Source organism: Paracholeplasma manati, assembly GCF_025742995.1.
In the GTDB taxonomy this organism is placed as follows: Bacteria; Bacillota_I; Bacilli_A; order Acholeplasmatales; family UBA5453; genus Paracholeplasma; species Paracholeplasma manati.
This window is the reverse complement of the sequence record NZ_JAOVQM010000008.1, coordinates 59,651-78,783: the sequence shown is the minus strand read 5'-3', so window position 1 is coordinate 78,783 and position 19,133 is coordinate 59,651. Positions and strand designations below refer to the sequence as shown.

The window sequence follows — 19,133 nt, the reverse complement described above, 5'->3', positions numbered from 1 at the left end:
TCATAGGTATACTAGTTTTTACGAACTCAAGGTTCAAATTTTTTAACTACGCCTTCGCCTTCATTTTACTACCATTCATATAAATATAAAAGACTAAGAGATGTCTCCTAGTCTTAGTATACGAAAAACAGAATTTCTTCTGTTTTTTTGATATTCGATCAAATTTTTTATTCAACTAATCATCGTATTCGACTGATATGAATTGTCCATTCAAGTCAAATTTAAGTTCTGTATCATTGGAAAATTCAATTTCATAATAACCATGTTCTAATTCAATCTCATGAATGGTTAGATTGGTATAATGCGCTTCTATATAATCTTGGATAGCCTGTGGTAGGTTTGCATAAGCAACATCATCATCTTCGTATTCATCTTCATCTTCATAGTCATCATCGTCGTCGTCACCAGAACCTGGTGTGGTAGGATTTTGTGTATTTGGCAATAATGGTGCACCTTCAAGTGTACCAACAATCGGTAAACTATTCAATAAGGATTGTGAATGTGGGGATTGTGCAAAGATAGCAGTAGCGTCTGTGCCACCGAGTTGCATCCCTTGGTGTTTACCATTGGAAAAGACATTGGTAACATCATAAACCACACCACCGACAACGATGTAAGCAGTTGAACCATTCGCGCCAGTGTTGGCTTCAACGGTTGCCATGGAGATGACTGGATAATAAGTCGTATTGGTTGCGTTAGGATCAGTAATCGGATCATAACCTTCTAAGGAACCAACAATCGGTAAACTGTTTAATAAGGATTGTGAATGTGGGGATTGTGCAAAGATAGCAGTAGCGTCTGTGCCACCGAGTTGCATCCCTTGGTGTTTACCATTGGAGAAGACATTGGTGACGTCATAGACCACACCATCGACAGCGATATAGGCTAAAGACCCGTTAGCGCCAGTATAATTGGCCAAGTCGTTTAAGGTGAAAACAGGTAAATAGCTGTTAGGCGTATTTACCGAAGCGGTGTTGGATACAAGCGTACCAACTTTAGGTAATTCGTTGAGTGTGGCTGCTGAATGTGGACTGGTTGCGAATACAGCGGTTGCGTCTGTACCGGCTAACAACATGCCTTGGTGGCTACCGTTGTTCCAACCATCGGCGTTGGTCACATCGTAAACCACACCGTCAACAGCGATGTATGCTTTTGCACCATTTTGCCCATTGTATTGAGCGAGCTCTTCTAAGGTGAAGGTTTGATTACCATCTGGCGTGTTGTTACATGCAGCGAGCGTCAATGAAACCATCAAAACTGCGATGAATAATAATACTTTTCTCATGTCTGTGTCTCCTTTTACATTTGAATTACACACTCAGTATAGAAAACGAACATTAAAATGACATTAAAAAAACGATTTTAATCGGATTTTAATCTTGAGTGTTAAAATAAAAGCATAGGGGAGATGATCTCATGCGCATTTTATATGCTGAAGATAACCTTCAAATTAGAACCATAACAACCGAACGATTGATTAAAGATGGTTTTTCCGTGGATTCGACTAAGGATGGCGAACAAGCCATGGATTACTTGAATTCAACCCATTATGACTTGGTTATTTTAGACATCATGATGCCTAAAATGAATGGGTTAGAGGTATTATCTTGGTTGCGTAAGGCAGAAAAAGATACACCCGTCATCATGCTCACAGCCAAAGATAGCATTCAAGATAAAATTTATGGTTTGGATTTAGGCGCGGACGATTATGTCATCAAGCCTTTTTCTTATGATGAACTCTTAGCACGCATCAAAGCGATTTTAAGAAGATCATTTAAACCCATCCAAAATAGCCTTCAAGTGGGGGATTTGAGTTTGAACCGCACGACCAATGAAGTCATGCGTCAAGGTCAATCCATTCATTTATCCAAAAAAGAATACAGCATGCTCGAATACTTAATGATGCACGCGGGAGAAGTGGTCTCGCGTGAATCCTTAGAACGCATCAGTACGAATTTTGATTATGAAGGGTATTCCAATGTCATTGATGTGTATATGCGTTTTTTAAGACGTAAAATAGACGACCCATTTCAAACCAAACTCATTCATACAGTACGTGGTTTTGGATACGTTATTAAGGTAGAGTGATGTTATGAAAATAAAAACCAAGATTCTCGTCTGGTACGGGTTATCATTCTTCATTCTGATTGCTGTGTACATGCTCATTACATTGTTCACAGCATCCACATTTATTCAACGAAACGCGACCACGACCATTAAACATGAAACCGAAGAAATCGCTCAAGAATTGACCATCGAAGACGATGGTCGTGTGTATTATAAAGACGATGATGAAGACGAAACCTTCCGTTACTTATATGACAACATCATATACGTCATATACAAAGACGATGTGGTTTTTTCAGGCGAAATCCCAGGGTCCATTCAAAATGATCTCGCTTTACAAGCCTATGAAGTTCAAACCTATGAAAGTAACCAATCCACCTGGTTGATCTATGATGTCCCAGTCGATCAAACCTATACATTAAGAGCGTTTTATTCCACGAGCGAATCATCGAACATATTTAACCAAGTGTTGTTATGGATGTTGATTTTTTCACCGATTTTTGTTTTAGTATCCTTATCTGGTGGCTATGTCATCATCAAACAAGCCTTTAAACCCATCCATACCATGACCAAGACTGCCCTTGAAATCACCCATGAACAACACTACGATACTCGAATCGCCATTCAAGACAATAAAGATGAAGTCACACTGCTCGCCAGCACCATCAATCAAATGTTGGACTCGATTGAGAAAGCCATCGAACGTGAACAATCTTTTACCACCAATGTATCCCATGAACTGAGAACCCCGTTATCGGTGCTCAGGGCACAAATCGAATACTTAAAGAGTAAAAACAATGACCATGCTTTATACAAAGACTTCGATGACATCTTAAAACAATTGTCTGTCTTAGAAAACCTAGTCAGCCAATTGTTAGAATGGGTGAGAACCAAACACATCCAAGTTGTATCTTTCGAAGACATGGATGCTGTCTTGGTTTTACAAACCTTGATTGAATCCTTTGAACCACAAGCCAGTCAAAAGCATATTCAAATTGATTATGTGCATGACTTGGATAGCCTCACCATACAAACCGAAGTGGCTTCCTTCGTTCGAATCTTTACGAACCTAATCTCAAATGCCATCAAATACACCGAACCAAATGGTCATATTGTGTTGACTATGAAGCAAGTTAAACAATCCCTCATCGTTGAGGTCAAAGACAATGGCATTGGTATGTCACAAGCCTCCATCGATAAAGCCTTTGATCCATTTTTCCGAGCCGATCCATCGAGAGAACAACAAGACAGTTTAGGTATTGGGCTATCGATTACGAAGAATTTGGTTGAACGATTGAATGGCACCATTATAATCAAAAGCCAGCTTAAACAAGGGACCACCGTTACGGTGACGCTACCAATCTCCCAATAAAAGGACGGTTTAAACCGTATATTGATTGAAAGAAGGTGTGAATACCATGAAAAAAGCCTTGATTTTATCGCTTTTAATCCTTGGTATGGTCAATGTTACCATTGGCTTTTTTGCCCATGAAATCACACCCACCTATGCCTTAATCTACGAAACGAGTGATACCCAATCGTTAGACCCTTGGATAGAAACCCATGAAATCACCCTCATAAACTTCGATGGCAGATTGGCTGAAGTCGAATATCGAGGCAACGATATTACAACCCTATTAGACGCTGGGTTTGTTTATAACAGTGTATCTGTCACGCAAGCCTCACCTTGGGATAAACCGATTGTAAATGACCCTTATTTCCCAAACCAATATGCACTTAAACTTACCAATACCGATGATGCCTGGGACATCACGATGGGTTCAAACCTCGTGACTGTCGCCATCATCGATACGGGTATTGATACAAACCACCCAGAGTTCGCAGGTAGAATCTCTGAATTATCCTATAACGCTGTCACCCAAACAACAGGTTTAACAGCCATTGAAGACGATGAAGGCCATGGCACCATGGTCGCTGGGGTCATCGGTGCGAATATCGACAACAGTACAGGTGTTGCAGGGGTGACCAATCAAGTTGAATTGATGGTCATCAAAGCGAATGAATCCGGCAAAGATACCTTTAAAGACTCGGATATCATTCGTGGTATTTATTACGCAGCGGATTTTGGTGCGGATATCATCAACTTATCCTTAGGTAGTACGTATGCTAACCCACTCACCAAGAAAGCTGTAGAGTACGCCGAAAGCCACAATGTTTTGGTGGTCGCTGCCAGTGGGAATGATGGTGAAAACATCAAAGTTTACCCTGCGTCATTCGATTCGGTTGTTTCTGTCGGATCCATCAATCAGTATAGCGAACGCTCCTCTTTTTCCAACTACAACGACGCCGTTGACGTGGTTGCGCCAGGGAGTGGGATTGTAACCACCAACTTAGGCAACGCTTATGCAACCGTCAATGGGACGTCATTTTCTAGTCCATATGTCGCCGGGATTGCTGCTTTATATAAATCTTTAAATCCAGGTGCGACCGTATCACACCTCAATGAAGTCATCAGGTCAACGGCTAAAGATTTAGGGTCAGCCGGCTATGATATTTATTATGGCCACGGGCTGATCGATGCACTGGCGTTGGTGACCTTGTCTTATGTTCAAGTGATGATCGATTATCCAGAAGCCCTTGAAGATAGTTACTACTATATTACTTCTGGCAGTACCATCGATATCGAACGACCACCAGCCATCGAGTATTATGAATTCGTCGGTTGGTTCTTAGACCCAACTTTTCAAACCCCGTATGAATCCACACAGGTGTTTACGACGAACACCACCATTTACCCTTATTACCGTCCAACCCATGCCCAAGTTCAATGGGTCATTGATGGAAATCTCGTAACATCTGAAATGTGGTTACTAAATTCAGTACCAACCCTACCCGATACGGTCTTACCTAGTGTCACCTTTTATGGTTGGTTTGAAGATGCGTTATTTACGATACCGGTGACCGATTTTACCGTGACTGAAAACAAGACCTATTACGGATATTATCAAGTTCAGTATTTTGAGTTACAATACCTCAGCGAAGACCACACCACGGTAATATCGGTGGTTCAGTATTCTAGTATAGAACCCATCGAATGGATGGCGGGTCCAGAAAAACCATCGGATAATTACTACAACTACACCTTCATTGGTTGGACAGAAGTTACCTTATATGAACAAGAAATCGTGGTCGTCTATCCAATTTACCGAAAAACATTGAAACCCGGTTTGGCTGGTTTAAACCCTGGTGTTGATACGATTATAGAGGGACAACCTTATATCGATAACGGGATTTATACTTTAATCGATGGATTAACCATTCAATTCAAAGATGTCATCGATACACATGTCGTTGGTATCCAAACCATTACTTATGAATTATATGATGGCGATACCTTGGTCTATACTCTCATTCGTAAAGTACGTGTTCTCACCGATAATCAAGTCAATGTCACCCTCAATAAAGCGTATACCACACTTTATGTCGGTGATAGCTATGTTGAAAAAGGAGTCACTTATAACAAAGGCATATTAGAAATCTCAGGTTCAGTCGATACACATACAGCCGGGGTTTATAAGATCACTTATACAGTCACTTATAAAGACCAAGTCATCGTTAAATCCAGATATGTGATTGTCTTACCAAATGAAATCGAAACCCCAGTTGGGTATTTACCAAATAAGAAAGAGGATGACATCTATGAAAACTAAAATCCTCCTCCTCTTAATCGTTTTACTCTTCGTATTGACGGGTTGTGGGGAAGTTGACCCCAATCAAATTCGATTTGAACTCAACCCAGGCGTCGATACCGTTGAAGTCAATTCAACGTTTCATGACGCAGGGGTACGAGCATCCTATTATGGCTTACCAATTCAAGTAGAAATCATTGAAAATACCATCGATATGACTACCGTAGGCCAATATCAAATCACCTATCAAATCGATTATCGAGGGATCATCTTGTCTATAACCAGAGTGGTTTTTGTGGTCGATGAAACCGCCCCTACAGCCGTACTCAACCCAGGGGTGGATACTATAGTGGTGGGTGCTTCTTGGACCGACGCTTCTGTTACAGCCAGTGATAATTCAGGTGATGAAGTCACGGTGACCACCACCGGATTCGTCAATACCAACTTTGCAGGAAACTACATGATTACATACACCTTAACGGACCCTTCCGGCAACCAATCAATCTATTATCGTTGGGTCTTTGTCATCGAGGATGTGAACTAAAGGCACTGATTTCAGTGCTTTTTTGTTTTTAAAAGGAAAAGATATATGTTATTATATGAATATATGAACACTCATTCATATACAAGGAGGAGACCCATGGAACATCAATCCTGTGGACACGATGTCATCATTCAAGACATCAAACAAAACATCATTCCAGATACCGACCTTTACTTAATGGTCGATCTGTTCAAAGTATTGTCAGACCCAACCAGAATTAAAATCTTATACGCCATCTCTAAACACGAGATTTGTGTGAATGACATCGCACACATTTTAGACATGACCCAAAGTGCCGTATCCCATCAACTCAAAAACCTCAAACAGGCATCCCTCATCAAAAGCAGAAGAGAAGGACAAACCATTTACTATCGTTTAAGTGATGATCATGTGCACTTGATATTCAATCAAGCTTTAGATCACATTCAGGAGTTCAAATGAGTACGTGTTGTGAATCACATGACCATGAACATGATCACCATCATGACCATGACCATCATCATGAAGGTCATTTAAATACGATATTATTTGGGGTAGGGATTGTATTGTATGTGATCGCTTGGTTTATACCCATCGCTTGGGTTCAAACGGTTCTATATATTACTACCGTCATTTTGGCGGGTTACCATGTTATTCAAGCGGGTTTAGTCGATACATTCAAAAGATCATTTAAAGAAAAAGCATTTAAACCAAACATCCATGTCTTGATGAGTCTTGGCGCGCTGGGTGCCATCCTCATTCAAGAATTCAGTGAAGCGGCGTTATTGATTTTGATCTTTGCGGGAGCGCATCTATTAGAAGACTACGCCGAAAGCAAGAGTCAAAAAGAAATCACCAGTCTATTAAAACTCAAACCAAAACAAGCACGTCTGGTCAAAACAAACGCAGAGACCATCCTAGTCGATGTCGATGATCTCAACATTGGTGATGTTGTGTTGGTTCTACATGGAGATCAAGTACCGGTGGATGGATTTATTATATCTGGTTCAACCACCATCGACCAATCTGCCATCACTGGTGAAAGCATGCCAGTGGATAAAACGGTTAATGATATCGTTTATGGTGGTACCATCAATTTGACCCATACCATTGAAGTCAAAGTATCCAAACACCCCGAAGAAACCGTCTTCGCATCCATTTTAAACTTGGTTAAAAATGCCCAACGTGATTTATCTAAAACCGCCAAATGGATCAAAAAGATTGAACCCATCTATGTAACGATTGTTTTAATCATCGCACCATTATTTTATTTATTGAGTTTTTATGGTTTGAATAATCATAGCGATATCGCTTTTTATCAAACCATGGTCTTTCTCATCGGGGCGTCACCCTGTGCGCTCGCCGCGACAGACATTCCCGCAACCCTATCCGCCCTTTCACAACTCGCTCGTCGTGGGGTGTTGTTTAAAGGAGGATCGTATTTATCGAACTCAAATGATATCAAGGCCATCGCATTTGATAAGACAGGAACTCTCACCGTCGGAAAACCAGAAGTCACCGACGTCATTTGGTTCAATGAATCCAAAGTCGATGTGTTGATCGCGATGGAAAAGACATCCAATCACCCCTTATCCATCGCCATCCTAAATCACTTTCAAAAGAATATCGATTTAAATATTGAAGTCAATCCCATGATCGGTTCAGGGATGGAAGGTTTTTATGAAGGGGTTACGTATGTGGTAGGGAAACCCGCTTTATTCGTTGATCCATCGTCTGTTGTCGAACAAACCCAGCAACGTTTGGAAGCTGAAGGTAAAACCGTGATTTATTTTGGGGTAAAAAGCGAAGTCTACGCTGTGATTGGGTTAAAAGATATGCCTAAAGCGAAAGCGAAATCGACCATCGATTATTTTAAATCCAAACATATCCATACCATCATGATCTCTGGAGATTCAAAAACAACCGCAGAAGCCATGGGTAGTGCACTCGGCATAGATGAAATTATCGGTGATGTGTTACCAGCTGAAAAATCAGATTGGATAGATACCCTTAAACTGAACCATCAACATGTCGCGATGGTCGGTGACGGTGTCAATGACGCTCCTGCATTGGTGAAATCATCCATTGGGTTCGCCATGAAACAAGGTACCGATATCGCGATGGAAGTAGCGGACGCGGTATTGATGGACGATGACTTAAATAAACTGGTCATCGCTCATAAGGTCAGTCAAAAACTCAGACGAGTTGTCATTCAAAATATGATTTTCGCGATGGGGGTTGTACTATTCTTAATCATGACTAATTTGATCTTAAATATCCAATTATCCCTCACGGTATTCATCCATGAAGGCAGTACCTTAGTCGTCATCCTCAATGGGTTAAGGCTATTGAAAAACATCTCATAAAACCGAAGCCGAGTTCATCTCTTTGATAGACGAACTCGGTTTCTTTTTACACTATGTGTAGGTGAAAATTGAAATGTTTAAAATATCACCTCGAAATTTCAATTTTTTCAATATTCATTTAAATAGAAATCGCTTACATAATTATTTTGACAAAGCCCATTTTATCGACTATACTTAGAATTAGATAGGACTTTTCAAACTATCGCATTCATTTTGATTAATCGAAACGTTTCGATTAGGCAAAAAAACATTTAGGGAGGAAAAGAAATGAAAAAACTGATGTACATCTTGGTTGGCTTACTATTAGTAACCAGTCTCGCCGCTTGTGTACCAGCTGAAGATCCGGTGAAGTATACCGTTACCTTCATGTCTGATGGTGGGTCTGTTGTTACACCTGTAGAAGTCAATGAAAATGGTTTAGTATCCAAACCAACCGACCCAACCAGATCGGGTTATACCTTTGATGGTTGGTATAAAGAAGAAGCACTTACAACCCCTTGGAATTTCACCAGTGATAAAGTTACCGGTCATATTTCTTTGTACGCGAAATGGACAGCCGTACAAGGACCTTATACAGTGACATTTATGACCAATGGTTCTGTCATTCCACCGGTTTCAGTCAATGCTGGTAGCACGGTTTCAAAACCAGCAGACCCAACAAGAGAACATTTCACATTTGATGGTTGGTATACCGATGTCGCTTATACCAATGCATACGTATTCACATCCGCTGTGAACGCGAACATCACCTTGTATGCAAAATGGAACCCAATCGTTTTAGTGGTTACCTTTGAATCCAATGGTGGTTCAGTTGTAGCATCTGTCAATGTCAACTCCGGGACTGCACTTGCAGAACCAACGGCACCTACCAAAGAAAACTATACCTTTGGTGGCTGGTATGTGGAAGCTGAATTGGTCACCCCATATGTATTTACAGATGTTGTGAATAACAGCTTTACCCTATACGCTAAATGGATTGAATCCACACCAATGGTTTCATTCGATGTCGATGGTGGTTCAGCAGTCACTGCTGTTTCAGTTGAAAACAACGTTGTCATCGCACGTCCAGCAGACCCAGTGAAATCTGGATTCTTGTTTGCCGGATGGTACCGCGATCAAGCACACACGGATTTATGGAACTTTGAAGTAGACGCGCCAACCGAAAGCATCACTTTGTATGCGAAATGGAAAGCAGAAACCAATTTCAATCAAACCTTTAAAGTATTATCGATTGGTAATAGCTTCTCTGAAGATGCCCAACGTTTCTTATGGAGCATTGCACAATCTTATGGCATCCCAGCAGAAAATATCGTGGTAGCGAACATGTACATTGGTGGGTCAGAATTGGCTCAACATGTCACCAACATCGCGAATGACGCAGCTGCATACCAATATCAATTATTTGAAGACGCTACCGTTGAAATCATCAATGGTGTTAAATTATCCGCAGCGATTCGTGCAGAAAGTTGGGACGTCGTGACCTTCCAACAAGCCAGCCATTATAGTGGCTTACCTGCACAATACGCAAACCACATCGAAACCTTAACCCGTTTCGTTGAACAAAACGCAACCAATCCAAATGTTCAAATCATGTGGCACATGACTTGGGCATACCAACAAACCAGCACCCATAGTGGTTTCCTAAACTATGATAAAGATCAAATGACCATGTACAATGCGATTTTAAACGCGGTTGCACAAAAAGTTGATCCGATTTCTCAAGTGATGAACGTCATCCCTGCAGGTACCGCGATTCAAAATGCGCGTACATCCTATATTGGCGACTTATTCACCAGAGATGGTTATCACTTATCTGACCCACTTGGCCGTTACATCGCGGGCTTATCTTTCTTTAAGACCATCACTGGTTTTGATTTAAGCGCATCGCTTTACCGCCCATCGGGTATTACCGAACACTTACAAGCATTGGCCATTGAAGCGGTCAATGGGGCAAACCAAAACCCTTATCAAGTCACCAATTCAACATTTACCACCGAACCTGAACCAGAACCAATCGAAGTCAATGGCGTGTTATACCCATTCACTTACGTTCAAGGCTTCTGGGCAGATAACGCAACCGCTGTATCACCAGATACCGATGCATTGCATAACAGCTTCGCAGCCGTCATGCCAATTCCTAAGTATATGTTACCGGTTGGTTCTGAAATCGTCTTACAACCAGGGTATCAATACCGTGTCATCTATCTAGAAAAGACTGGCGAAGATACATACCATGTCTTATCAAGATCCGTATTATATACAGCACCTTATATTGAAATTGACGCAGCATTCTGGGGTTCATACACCCATGTCGCATTCAACATTACCACCAACCCAACTTCGAACATCTCAGCACGTCTAGATGAAGTGGCTGGCAAACTCAAACTATATCACCCAGCAGGCACCGGTTTAGGTCATGTCGATTCAGACTTAACATGGTCTTCAGGTATTTGGCAACAAGATGGTCATGCGTTGGCTGAATCGGTTTATCACCGTTCATCTAACCCACTCACCGCTGCTTATTACAACAACGATACCGTCGTTGAAGTTGAAGCAGGCTACAAGTTTGCGTATGTGGTATTAAACTATGTTGAAGGCCAATACAATGTCTTATCGGTCAGCGATTATCAAACTGCACCATTATACATCGATGAAGCATTCTCAACAGGTAAGGAACTCATCGCGTTCATCATTACCACCACCAATTCGGATGTGGATATGACGGCACTCGATATGGCAACCGTGGTGGATTTACACCCAGCGGTCATCCCTCATGTCGATCAAGAATTCAGTTTCATCTCTGGTTACTGGGAATTGAATAAGAACGCCATCACAACCACCAACGCGAACATGACTTTCTTAAATGGATTCGCGGCGTCTCAACCACAATCCAAAGCTTACTATTCAAGCATTAATTCAATTACCATCGCGGCTGGCTATCAAGTCAGAGTCATTTACTTAAGCTATGATAACTACGGAAAATACACCGTTTTACTACGTACCAACAATTTAACTGGTACAATAGTATTAGATGAGACATTCTGGGGTGCGTATGAATACATCGCATTCAACATTTCCTCAGTACCGTCTTCAGACCTTTCTGTCGCCTTAGACACATTACCATCGAAGTTCAGTTATGATATGGACCCAATCGTCTTCAGTTCTGGTTATTGGAATACCAATGGCACAGCGTTAACCGCTGGTGTCAACTTTGGTGGATCCAACATCATCCCAAGACAATTCATCCCAGCAGGTACCACCGTTCAAATCGAAGCGGGTTATCAAGTTCGTGTGATTTTCTTTAATTACATTGAAGGGACAGGATTCAAAGTCGTTAGCCGTACTGAAAACTTTGTCGGTTCAGCACCACTCACCAATGGTTTCTATCAAGGCTTCCAATATGTGGGCTTCAACATCTCTACCGCACCAACAGCAACCAACATTTCTGCGGTATTAGACACCATGCCTACAAAATTAGCCTTCGTGCCATTTGCAGGACCTGCAGTCGCACACGTCGATCAACCATTATCGTTTGTCAGTGGTTATTGGAATAACTTCGCGATCGCTGTTACCCCAGGTACAGACGCCTTCTCGAAAGGTTTCGCAGCGTCTAATGTATTATCGAAAGAATCCATGGCTGACGTGACTGAAATTCAAATCGCAGCTGGTTATCAAGTGAGAGTCATCTATATGGATTACTCATACAACACCTATTCTGTCATGTTTAGAACCAATAACTTGACAGGCACCATCGTGACCGACGCCGCTTTCTGGGGCAATTACCAATACGTCGCGTTCAATATTTCATCTGTACCAGCCACTGATCTATCTGGATCATTGGAAACATTACCAGCACTCATCACATTTGTGAGAATGCCGTCTTAATTTATTTTTGGTTATAAAACGAGGGGTTTAGCCAACCTAAATCCCTCCCTATAAATAGGAGGAAAACATGAGAAAGGCAACAAAACTATTTTTAATGTTTTTAGTGGCCGGCTTGGTGTTTGGCATCGCTGGATGTCAACCTAAGACGCCCGAAGAAGAAGAAATCGTTGATTTCAGCGTCCTTGGCGGCTGGACCGACGGTGGGGATGGCGTTTATACATTAAACACCAATACCGCAGCAGAATTGAATGTATCTTACAACAAAGGCACATTCCCAAATGCATTTATGCAAAGTGCAGAAATTACCAAAGACCTATCTGTCTATAAGAAATTAGTCATTACCGTCGAAGGTATGGGTTCTATGTTGTTAAGATTAGAAACCAAAGATGATACCCCTGCGAAAGAAGTTGGCTTAAATGTCACTGCGATCCAAGGGACTTATGAATGGAACTTAATCCAATCATCTGAATTTTTGGCTAAAGTTGATCGCATTGTCATCATTGGTTCACCTGAAAGAGAAGCGTCCACCGGTGTCTTAAAGATTACCGCACTCACATTCTCTGATGACATCGCTGATGGTTTCATCATCAATGACGGATTCAATAACATTCAATCCAACATCAATGAATACAATGGTACCGATGAAGTATTCCACTTCAACCAAAAGTATGAATCCAATGATGAAGGTATCTATGTCATTACTTACGCGGGTACAGATGCACAAGTTGCATACGATAAACCTGCAGGTATGGAATGGGCATTTATGAGAACCCGCGTCCAAGGTGACTTTACAGACTTCAATTACGCTGTATTTGTCGTCCAAGGTACTGCCGGTCATAAATTACTCATCAAACCAAACGAATACAACGCCGTTGAATCGTTTATTTGGTTGGATGGTACTGAACAAGAATTGGTCATCGATTTGACTAAGTTATCCTTAACTGAAAAGAACGCAATCACAGACTTTAAGATTTTCATCGCAGCCGGTTTAGCACCAGCTGAAGGTCAATTAACCATTAAAGATGCATTCTTAATCGCGGATTATGATTTTGAAGAACCTGTATTTATTACCAATGAATACAATGGTACCGATTCAACCTTCGCACTTGGCAACTGGTACGATGGTGGCGATTTGGTTTATACCATCACACCAAATGCAAACGCATTCGAAGTTGACTATGTTAAGAAGGGCGAATGGAACTTCATGTACGCTTTAGTCGATGGCGACTTCAGCGGATTCGCGAAACTAGAATTTGAACTTACAGGACAAGAAAACAAGACCATTCTATTAAAAGTAGAATCCCCTGTAGGCAATAAAGAACAACAATTTACATTTGATGGTACCAAACAAGTATTCACCATCGACTTAACAGCGATGACTCAAGCACAACTTGAACAATTGAATAAAGTCGTCATGTTCGCCGTACCTGGTGGACTCGGTTCTGGTGAATTCACCATCCATAGTGTTACATTTAAGAATGCGGATTACCAAGTGACTACCCCTTGGACAAGCCTAGATGCTGGTGTTTACACCTTCACAGGCACTAGCCCAGTGGTTGTTGACTATACCAAAGTAGAAGGCCAAGCATGGTCAGCGATGGTTAACACATTTAACGCCGCTGAAGTGGCTGGTTTAAACAAGATGACCCTCGTACTTAAAGGTACTGCTGGTAAATCTGTTTTGGTTAAACCAAACGATATGGGTGCGTTAGAACAAGTGGTTAACTTCACCGATGATCAACCTGTGACCATCGTGGTTGAAGCCGCAAGCTTCTCGAAACTCGTCTTATTCGGTGAAGGTGGTACTGCCCCTGCAACCGGTTCATTCGAAATCGTTTCGATTACCTTAACCTATGTCCCTGTTGAAGTCGATCTAACGGCTAAATACAGCTTCAATGACAAGTGGGTACCTAACCTAGCTACCGTTTATACCTATGATTTCCAAACCGAAAAGACTGTGGTTAACTATACCAAGACTGCTGGTCAAGATTGGGAATGGTTCAGAGTCGTATTTGATGCGAAAGACGTGGCTGGATTAAACACATTAACCATCACATTAAAAGGTACTGCTGGTAACCAAGTATTGGTTAAACCAAATGACCAAGGTTCACTTGAAAAATTCGTGACATTCACCGATGATCAACCAGTAACCGTGACCATTTCTGCCGACCAATTCATGTCTGTATTTATGTTTGGTGCGCCAGGAACAGCCCCTGCAACCGGTTCATTTGAAATCCTCGAAGCTTATCTTTCTTATTCTAAAGATTTGATCAATACATGGGTAGAAAATGACGCCGATACATATGATGTGGTTGTTTTAGGTTCATTAACCAAAGTCAACTATACCAAAGTGGCTGGTCAAGAATGGGTATTCATGAAGACTACAGTCGCAGCTAAAGACATCGAAGGCCTCAATACCGTTTCCGTTACCTTAAAAGGTACTGCTGGCAAACAAGTATTGGTTAAAGTCAATGACTCCGTTGAACAATGGGTTACTTTCGCCGATGATCAACCAATCACCGTTGAAATTACCATCCCTGCAGGCATCACTGGCGTGATTCTATTCGCCGAAGGTGGTACAGCCCCTGCAACCGGTTCATTTGACATCGTTTCTGCGAAAGTATTTTTCAAACCAATCGTTGAATAATTCATAAATTCATTGGCGAAACTACACACATAGTTCGTCCTCCCAATGTGGGGAAATGCTTTTAGAGGTTTACACCTTTAGAAGCATTTTTTCCATGCGGGATTCGGAGGTTTTTATGCCTACAATTAGAGATGTTGCGAAAAAAGCGGGGGTATCCATCTCCACCGCTTCTTACGCACTGAATAACCAAACCAATGTCCATCCAGACACCAAACAGAAGATTTTAGCCATCGCGAAAGAACTCAATTACTACCCGAATGGGAGTGCGAGAAACCTAAAAACCAAACGTACCGGGAACATCGGTGTCTTTGTCTATGGGTTCGCTGGTCCAATCTTCTCGGATGTCCTAGAAGGCATCAGACAAACCTTACAAGCGAACAACTTAAACATCATTGTCAGCTCGGGTAAAGCCTCTTCCAATTTACTGAAAGAACGTCAAGTCGATGGTGCAATCGTATTTGATGGCCAGTTGACCGATGAGGTTTTAATTCATTATGCTTCACAGGGCCATCCACTATTTGTCCTCGATCGTAATCTCGTTGGAAACAACATTTATTCATCGGTCATCGACAATGAAGGCTTGGTTTATCGATTCATCAAAGAAATGATTCAAAAAGGGTATGACGATTTCGCTTTCCTATCGGGACCAACCATCGCCTTTAACAACAACCACCGCTATGATGGGTTCAAACAAGCCCTCCAAGAACATCGGTTATCACATACGTATATTCAAGGAGATTTCACCATCCAAAGCGGATACCAAGCAGGGTTATTGTTGTTAAAACAAGACAAACGCCCCCGTTTTGTCTTCTGTGCGAACGATGAGTCCGCGATTGGACTGATTGAAGCGTTGAAACAAGGTGGGGTCAAAATTCCTGAGGACGTCGCGGTCGCGGGATTTGACAACATTGTATTGGATGAATACATTACACCGAAACTCACCACCATTGGAATCGACCATATGGAATGGGGAAAACGGGTCGCGAACGCGTTGATGGATATCATCAACGACCATATACCTAAAGATATTCAAGAACCGATTGGTAAAATCATTTACCGTGAATCGTGCTGATTCAACAAACCAAAAGACACAGCTTCGGCTGTGTTTTATTTTTGGGGTGTTCAAAACCCGTGATAATTGTTATAATATGCATAGATTTTACATTACATTGGAGGGCCATTTTACATGAAAAAAATGATATCAATTGTTTTATACTTACTATTTGTCCTTACCCTATCGGGATGTGGCTCGAATGTGATTACATTTGATTACACGGATCTACAAAATATCCCTGAGGAAACAACCATGAATTTTGAGTTGCCACAACCAGAACACGATTATGGGACATGGACATCGAACAATCCAGATGTGATTGAAATCATCGATAATAGTCAAGCGGTGGTACACCGTCAAGAGACCGACGTTGAAGTCACTTTACGCATCTCAGTAAGATTTCAGTTATCCACCAAAAAACACTACAAATATTTCAAAGTGACCGTATTATCAATCCACGCTGAGCCAACAATAAAAGAAAAACTGATGGGCTTAGATGAATTTTTAGCCGATTACCTACATCTCACTGGACCAGTGGAATTACCCGAAACTTTTGAAGGATTGAATCTCAGTTTTGAAATGAGTGAAAGAACGTGTCACTATGGTGTCATCAAACAAGATGGCTCTAAATGGTTGATGCCAAAGATTGTGAATACCCGTTGTATCGATAAAGTTGGATTGGTGATTTACCATGAAGACAAATCCGTATACGCAGCTTATGAAATACTGGTGAACGATTATATTTTTGATGTCAATAACCCGATGCATAACCTCGATAGTTTGATCGTGATGAATTTCTTTGAAGGGGATTCCAAAGACCGTGTGTCTAAATTATTTTATTTACCTCAAACCTTAGCTGAATATGAAGGCTCAACCATTGAGTGGACCTCACTCAATACCTCGGTGATTCGAATCAGTACCGATAATTTACAAGCCAATGTATGGCCAAGCGATACCGCAGTGGCGGTGGATTTACTCGCCCACATCGTCATCGATGAACTGCCATATGATGTCATTTATACCGTCACTGTAAAGCGTTGATAAAATAATCGATTCAAGCATATACATCTGTATATGTCTGTGCTATACTGAGGTCAAATGACGATTCGGAGGTTAATATGGACGCTATTTTAGAAATTAAGCACTTAAAGAAGTACTATGGTGAAATCAAAGCCGTCGATGACATTTCCTTTAATGTCAGAAGAGGCTCATTATTCGCTTTTTTAGGACCGAACGGGGCAGGTAAATCGACCACCATCAAAGTGATATCCACCCTACTCGATTTGGATTCAGGAGCAGTATTGTTAAATGGACAATCGGAAGATACCTACTTCAGAAATAAAATAGGTGTGGTGTTCCAAGAGAACATCTTAGACGATTTATTAACGGTTAAAGAAAACTTACTCTATCGTGGGTCTTTATACATCAACGATAAAGCAGGCGTACTCAAACGCTATGAAGAATTGAGAAGTTACTTACACCTAGATGAGTTTGAGAACCAACGTTTTAGAACCCTATCTGGGGGTCAAAAAAGAAGAACAGAGATTGCGAGAGCTTTGTTCTCAAACCCAGAAATCTTATTGCTAGATGAACCAACCACAGGCTTAGACCCAGAAACCAGACAAGTGGTTTGGAAGGTCATTGATGATTTAAAAACCTCTTCCGGGATGACCATTTTCCTAACCACACATTACATGGAAGAAGCGGCTGTGGCGGACCATGTGGTGATCATCAATAAAGGGAAAATATGTGCTGAAGGGACCCCTGCAGCACTGAAAGACCAATACTCTTATGACCGATTAAAATTGGTACCATTCAATAAAAAAGCTTTGGTAGATTACCTAGAATCCATCCAAAGACCTTATAAGAAAGTATCAGATGAATATGTCATTCAAGTGGAGGATGCGAAAGACGCCATTCAACTACTAGAAGTATTGAAAGAAAACATCAAACAATTCGAAGTCATCAAAGGCTCGATGGATGATGTCTTCATTCAAGTGATTGGAAGTGAACACCATGTTTAATATCACCTCATTGATTAAAAGAAATGTCAAAGTCTTTTTAAGAGATAAGGCAGCTGTCTTCTTTTCTTTCTTATCGGTCATCATCCTACTCGGTTTATATTTCTTATTCTTAGGTAGACAATATACCACCGGTGGATCATTCGATACCGTTGAAGACAACCTCAAAACCTTCTTAGGTGTGGGTGTCATCATGGGTGGGGTATTGGTTGTCAATACCGTTTCATTATCATTAGGGGTGATGGGAACGATTGTTTCTGACATTGAAACCAGACGTTTAGAAGGCTTTATGGTCACCCCAATCGAACGCTACAAAGTCATCCTATCTTATTTTATTTCTTCAACCCTAGTCACTGTGGTGTTATCTTTAATGATGTGGGGATTAACCATTCTATACGTGGGGATTTCTTCAGGTTATTGGTATAACTTAGAAACGATTGTCATATCCTCATTACTCATATTATTCTACACATTTATCTCATCCGCACTGATGTTATTCTTAGTCACGTTGATTAAAAGCCAAAATGCTTTTGGTGCCTTGGCAGGTGTCTTAGGGACGGTCATCGGGTTCATGAGTGGGATTTATATGCCGCTATTTGTGTTGGGTAAAGGGATGTCAAATGTCGCCTCTGTCGTACCATTCACGCACATGACGATTTTACTCAAACAAGTGATTCTAAAACAAGCCTACGCAGAACTGCCTGCACCCTTCGCGGAAGGACTCGCTGAGTCGTATGGTACACAAGAAATTGGTGTATTCGGCTTAGAAGTACCGATGTTTTGGTTGATGGTTGGTTGTTTTGGCATAGCCCTGATCTTATTAGCGCTGGCTTATCGAAACATGAATAAAAAGATGGTCAAATAAAAAACAAGATGTCTATTTCGCAACATAAGCGATTTCAGACATCTTTTCTTTTTAC

13 protein-coding genes are annotated in these 19,133 nt (G+C 41.2%); 12 read left to right on the top strand and 1 reads right to left on the bottom strand.

Annotated features, from left to right (window positions below; translation table 11 throughout):
* Nucleotides 1-175: 175 nt before the first annotated feature.
* Nucleotides 176-1,285: a cytochrome b5 domain-containing protein gene (locus N7548_RS07860; protein ID WP_263608922.1), complete on the bottom strand. Its 1,110-nt coding sequence runs from the start codon at nt 1,283-1,285 to the stop codon at nt 176-178.
* A 131-nt stretch (nt 1,286-1,416) separates the two neighbouring features.
* Here N7548_RS07860 and N7548_RS07855 point away from each other — a divergent pair, with 131 nt between their 5' ends.
* The 12 genes from N7548_RS07855 (at nt 1,417) to N7548_RS07800 (ending at nt 19,078) form a co-directional block, all read left to right on the top strand.
* A complete protein-coding gene (locus tag N7548_RS07855; protein ID WP_263608921.1) occupies nt 1,417-2,088 on the top strand; it encodes a response regulator transcription factor in 672 nt (223 codons plus the stop codon).
* A 4-nt stretch (nt 2,089-2,092) separates the two neighbouring features.
* On the top strand, nt 2,093-3,439 hold the full coding sequence (locus N7548_RS07850; protein WP_263608920.1) for a sensor histidine kinase: 1,347 nt from the start codon (nt 2,093-2,095) through the stop codon (nt 3,437-3,439).
* A 46-nt stretch (nt 3,440-3,485) separates the two neighbouring features.
* Nucleotides 3,486-5,738: a S8 family serine peptidase gene (locus tag N7548_RS07845; RefSeq protein WP_263608919.1), complete on the top strand. Its 2,253-nt coding sequence runs from the start codon at nt 3,486-3,488 to the stop codon at nt 5,736-5,738.
* A complete protein-coding gene (locus tag N7548_RS07840) occupies nt 5,728-6,261 on the top strand; it encodes an immunoglobulin-like domain-containing protein (RefSeq protein WP_263608918.1) in 534 nt (177 codons plus the stop codon). The genes N7548_RS07845 and N7548_RS07840 overlap by 11 nt, the downstream gene beginning before the upstream one ends.
* A 96-nt stretch (nt 6,262-6,357) precedes the next feature.
* Entirely contained in the window at nt 6,358-6,702 is a 345-nt protein-coding gene (locus tag N7548_RS07835) for an ArsR/SmtB family transcription factor (protein ID WP_263608917.1), read from the top strand.
* Nucleotides 6,699-8,606 carry a heavy metal translocating P-type ATPase gene (locus N7548_RS07830; RefSeq protein WP_263608916.1) on the top strand — a complete coding sequence of 636 codons (1,908 nt, stop codon included), beginning with the start codon at nt 6,699-6,701 and terminating at the stop codon, nt 8,604-8,606. Before N7548_RS07835 ends, N7548_RS07830 begins: the two co-directional genes overlap by 4 nt.
* A gap of 267 nt (nt 8,607-8,873) precedes the next feature.
* Nucleotides 8,874-12,491 carry an InlB B-repeat-containing protein gene (locus tag N7548_RS07825; RefSeq protein ID WP_263608915.1) on the top strand — a complete coding sequence of 1,206 codons (3,618 nt, stop codon included), beginning with the start codon at nt 8,874-8,876 and terminating at the stop codon, nt 12,489-12,491.
* 67 nt (nt 12,492-12,558) lie between these two features.
* A complete protein-coding gene (locus tag N7548_RS07820) occupies nt 12,559-15,138 on the top strand; it encodes a hypothetical protein (protein WP_263608914.1) in 2,580 nt (859 codons plus the stop codon).
* 115 nt (nt 15,139-15,253) lie between these two features.
* The gene (locus tag N7548_RS07815; RefSeq protein ID WP_263608913.1) at nt 15,254-16,210 is read left to right on the top strand and encodes a LacI family DNA-binding transcriptional regulator; all 957 of its coding nucleotides are present in this window, start codon (nt 15,254-15,256) and stop codon (nt 16,208-16,210) included.
* A 114-nt stretch (nt 16,211-16,324) separates the two neighbouring features.
* Nucleotides 16,325-17,233 carry a hypothetical protein gene (locus N7548_RS07810; RefSeq protein ID WP_263608912.1) on the top strand — a complete coding sequence of 303 codons (909 nt, stop codon included), beginning with the start codon at nt 16,325-16,327 and terminating at the stop codon, nt 17,231-17,233.
* Nucleotides 17,234-17,310: 77 nt separating this feature from the next.
* Nucleotides 17,311-18,216 (top strand): ABC transporter ATP-binding protein, encoded by a 906-nt coding sequence (locus N7548_RS07805; protein WP_263608911.1) that lies wholly within the window; start codon nt 17,311-17,313, stop codon nt 18,214-18,216.
* On the top strand, nt 18,209-19,078 hold the full coding sequence (locus tag N7548_RS07800) for an ABC transporter permease (RefSeq protein WP_263608910.1): 870 nt from the start codon (nt 18,209-18,211) through the stop codon (nt 19,076-19,078). The genes N7548_RS07805 and N7548_RS07800 overlap by 8 nt, the downstream gene beginning before the upstream one ends.
* Nucleotides 19,079-19,133 lie beyond the last annotated feature (55 nt).

Coding starts and splice junctions, on each gene's coding strand:
- N7548_RS07860 (WP_263608922.1), bottom strand. CDS start 1,285: ATGAGAAAAGTATTATTATTCATCGCAGTTTTGATGGTTTCATTGACG.
- N7548_RS07855 (WP_263608921.1), top strand. CDS start 1,417: ATGCGCATTTTATATGCTGAAGATAACCTTCAAATTAGAACCATAACA.
- N7548_RS07850 (WP_263608920.1), top strand. CDS start 2,093: ATGAAAATAAAAACCAAGATTCTCGTCTGGTACGGGTTATCATTCTTC.
- N7548_RS07845 (WP_263608919.1), top strand. CDS start 3,486: ATGAAAAAAGCCTTGATTTTATCGCTTTTAATCCTTGGTATGGTCAAT.
- N7548_RS07840 (WP_263608918.1), top strand. CDS start 5,728: ATGAAAACTAAAATCCTCCTCCTCTTAATCGTTTTACTCTTCGTATTG.
- N7548_RS07835 (WP_263608917.1), top strand. CDS start 6,358: ATGGAACATCAATCCTGTGGACACGATGTCATCATTCAAGACATCAAA.
- N7548_RS07830 (WP_263608916.1), top strand. CDS start 6,699: ATGAGTACGTGTTGTGAATCACATGACCATGAACATGATCACCATCAT.
- N7548_RS07825 (WP_263608915.1), top strand. CDS start 8,874: ATGAAAAAACTGATGTACATCTTGGTTGGCTTACTATTAGTAACCAGT.
- N7548_RS07820 (WP_263608914.1), top strand. CDS start 12,559: ATGAGAAAGGCAACAAAACTATTTTTAATGTTTTTAGTGGCCGGCTTG.
- N7548_RS07815 (WP_263608913.1), top strand. CDS start 15,254: ATGCCTACAATTAGAGATGTTGCGAAAAAAGCGGGGGTATCCATCTCC.
- N7548_RS07810 (WP_263608912.1), top strand. CDS start 16,325: ATGAAAAAAATGATATCAATTGTTTTATACTTACTATTTGTCCTTACC.
- N7548_RS07805 (WP_263608911.1), top strand. CDS start 17,311: ATGGACGCTATTTTAGAAATTAAGCACTTAAAGAAGTACTATGGTGAA.
- N7548_RS07800 (WP_263608910.1), top strand. CDS start 18,209: ATGTTTAATATCACCTCATTGATTAAAAGAAATGTCAAAGTCTTTTTA.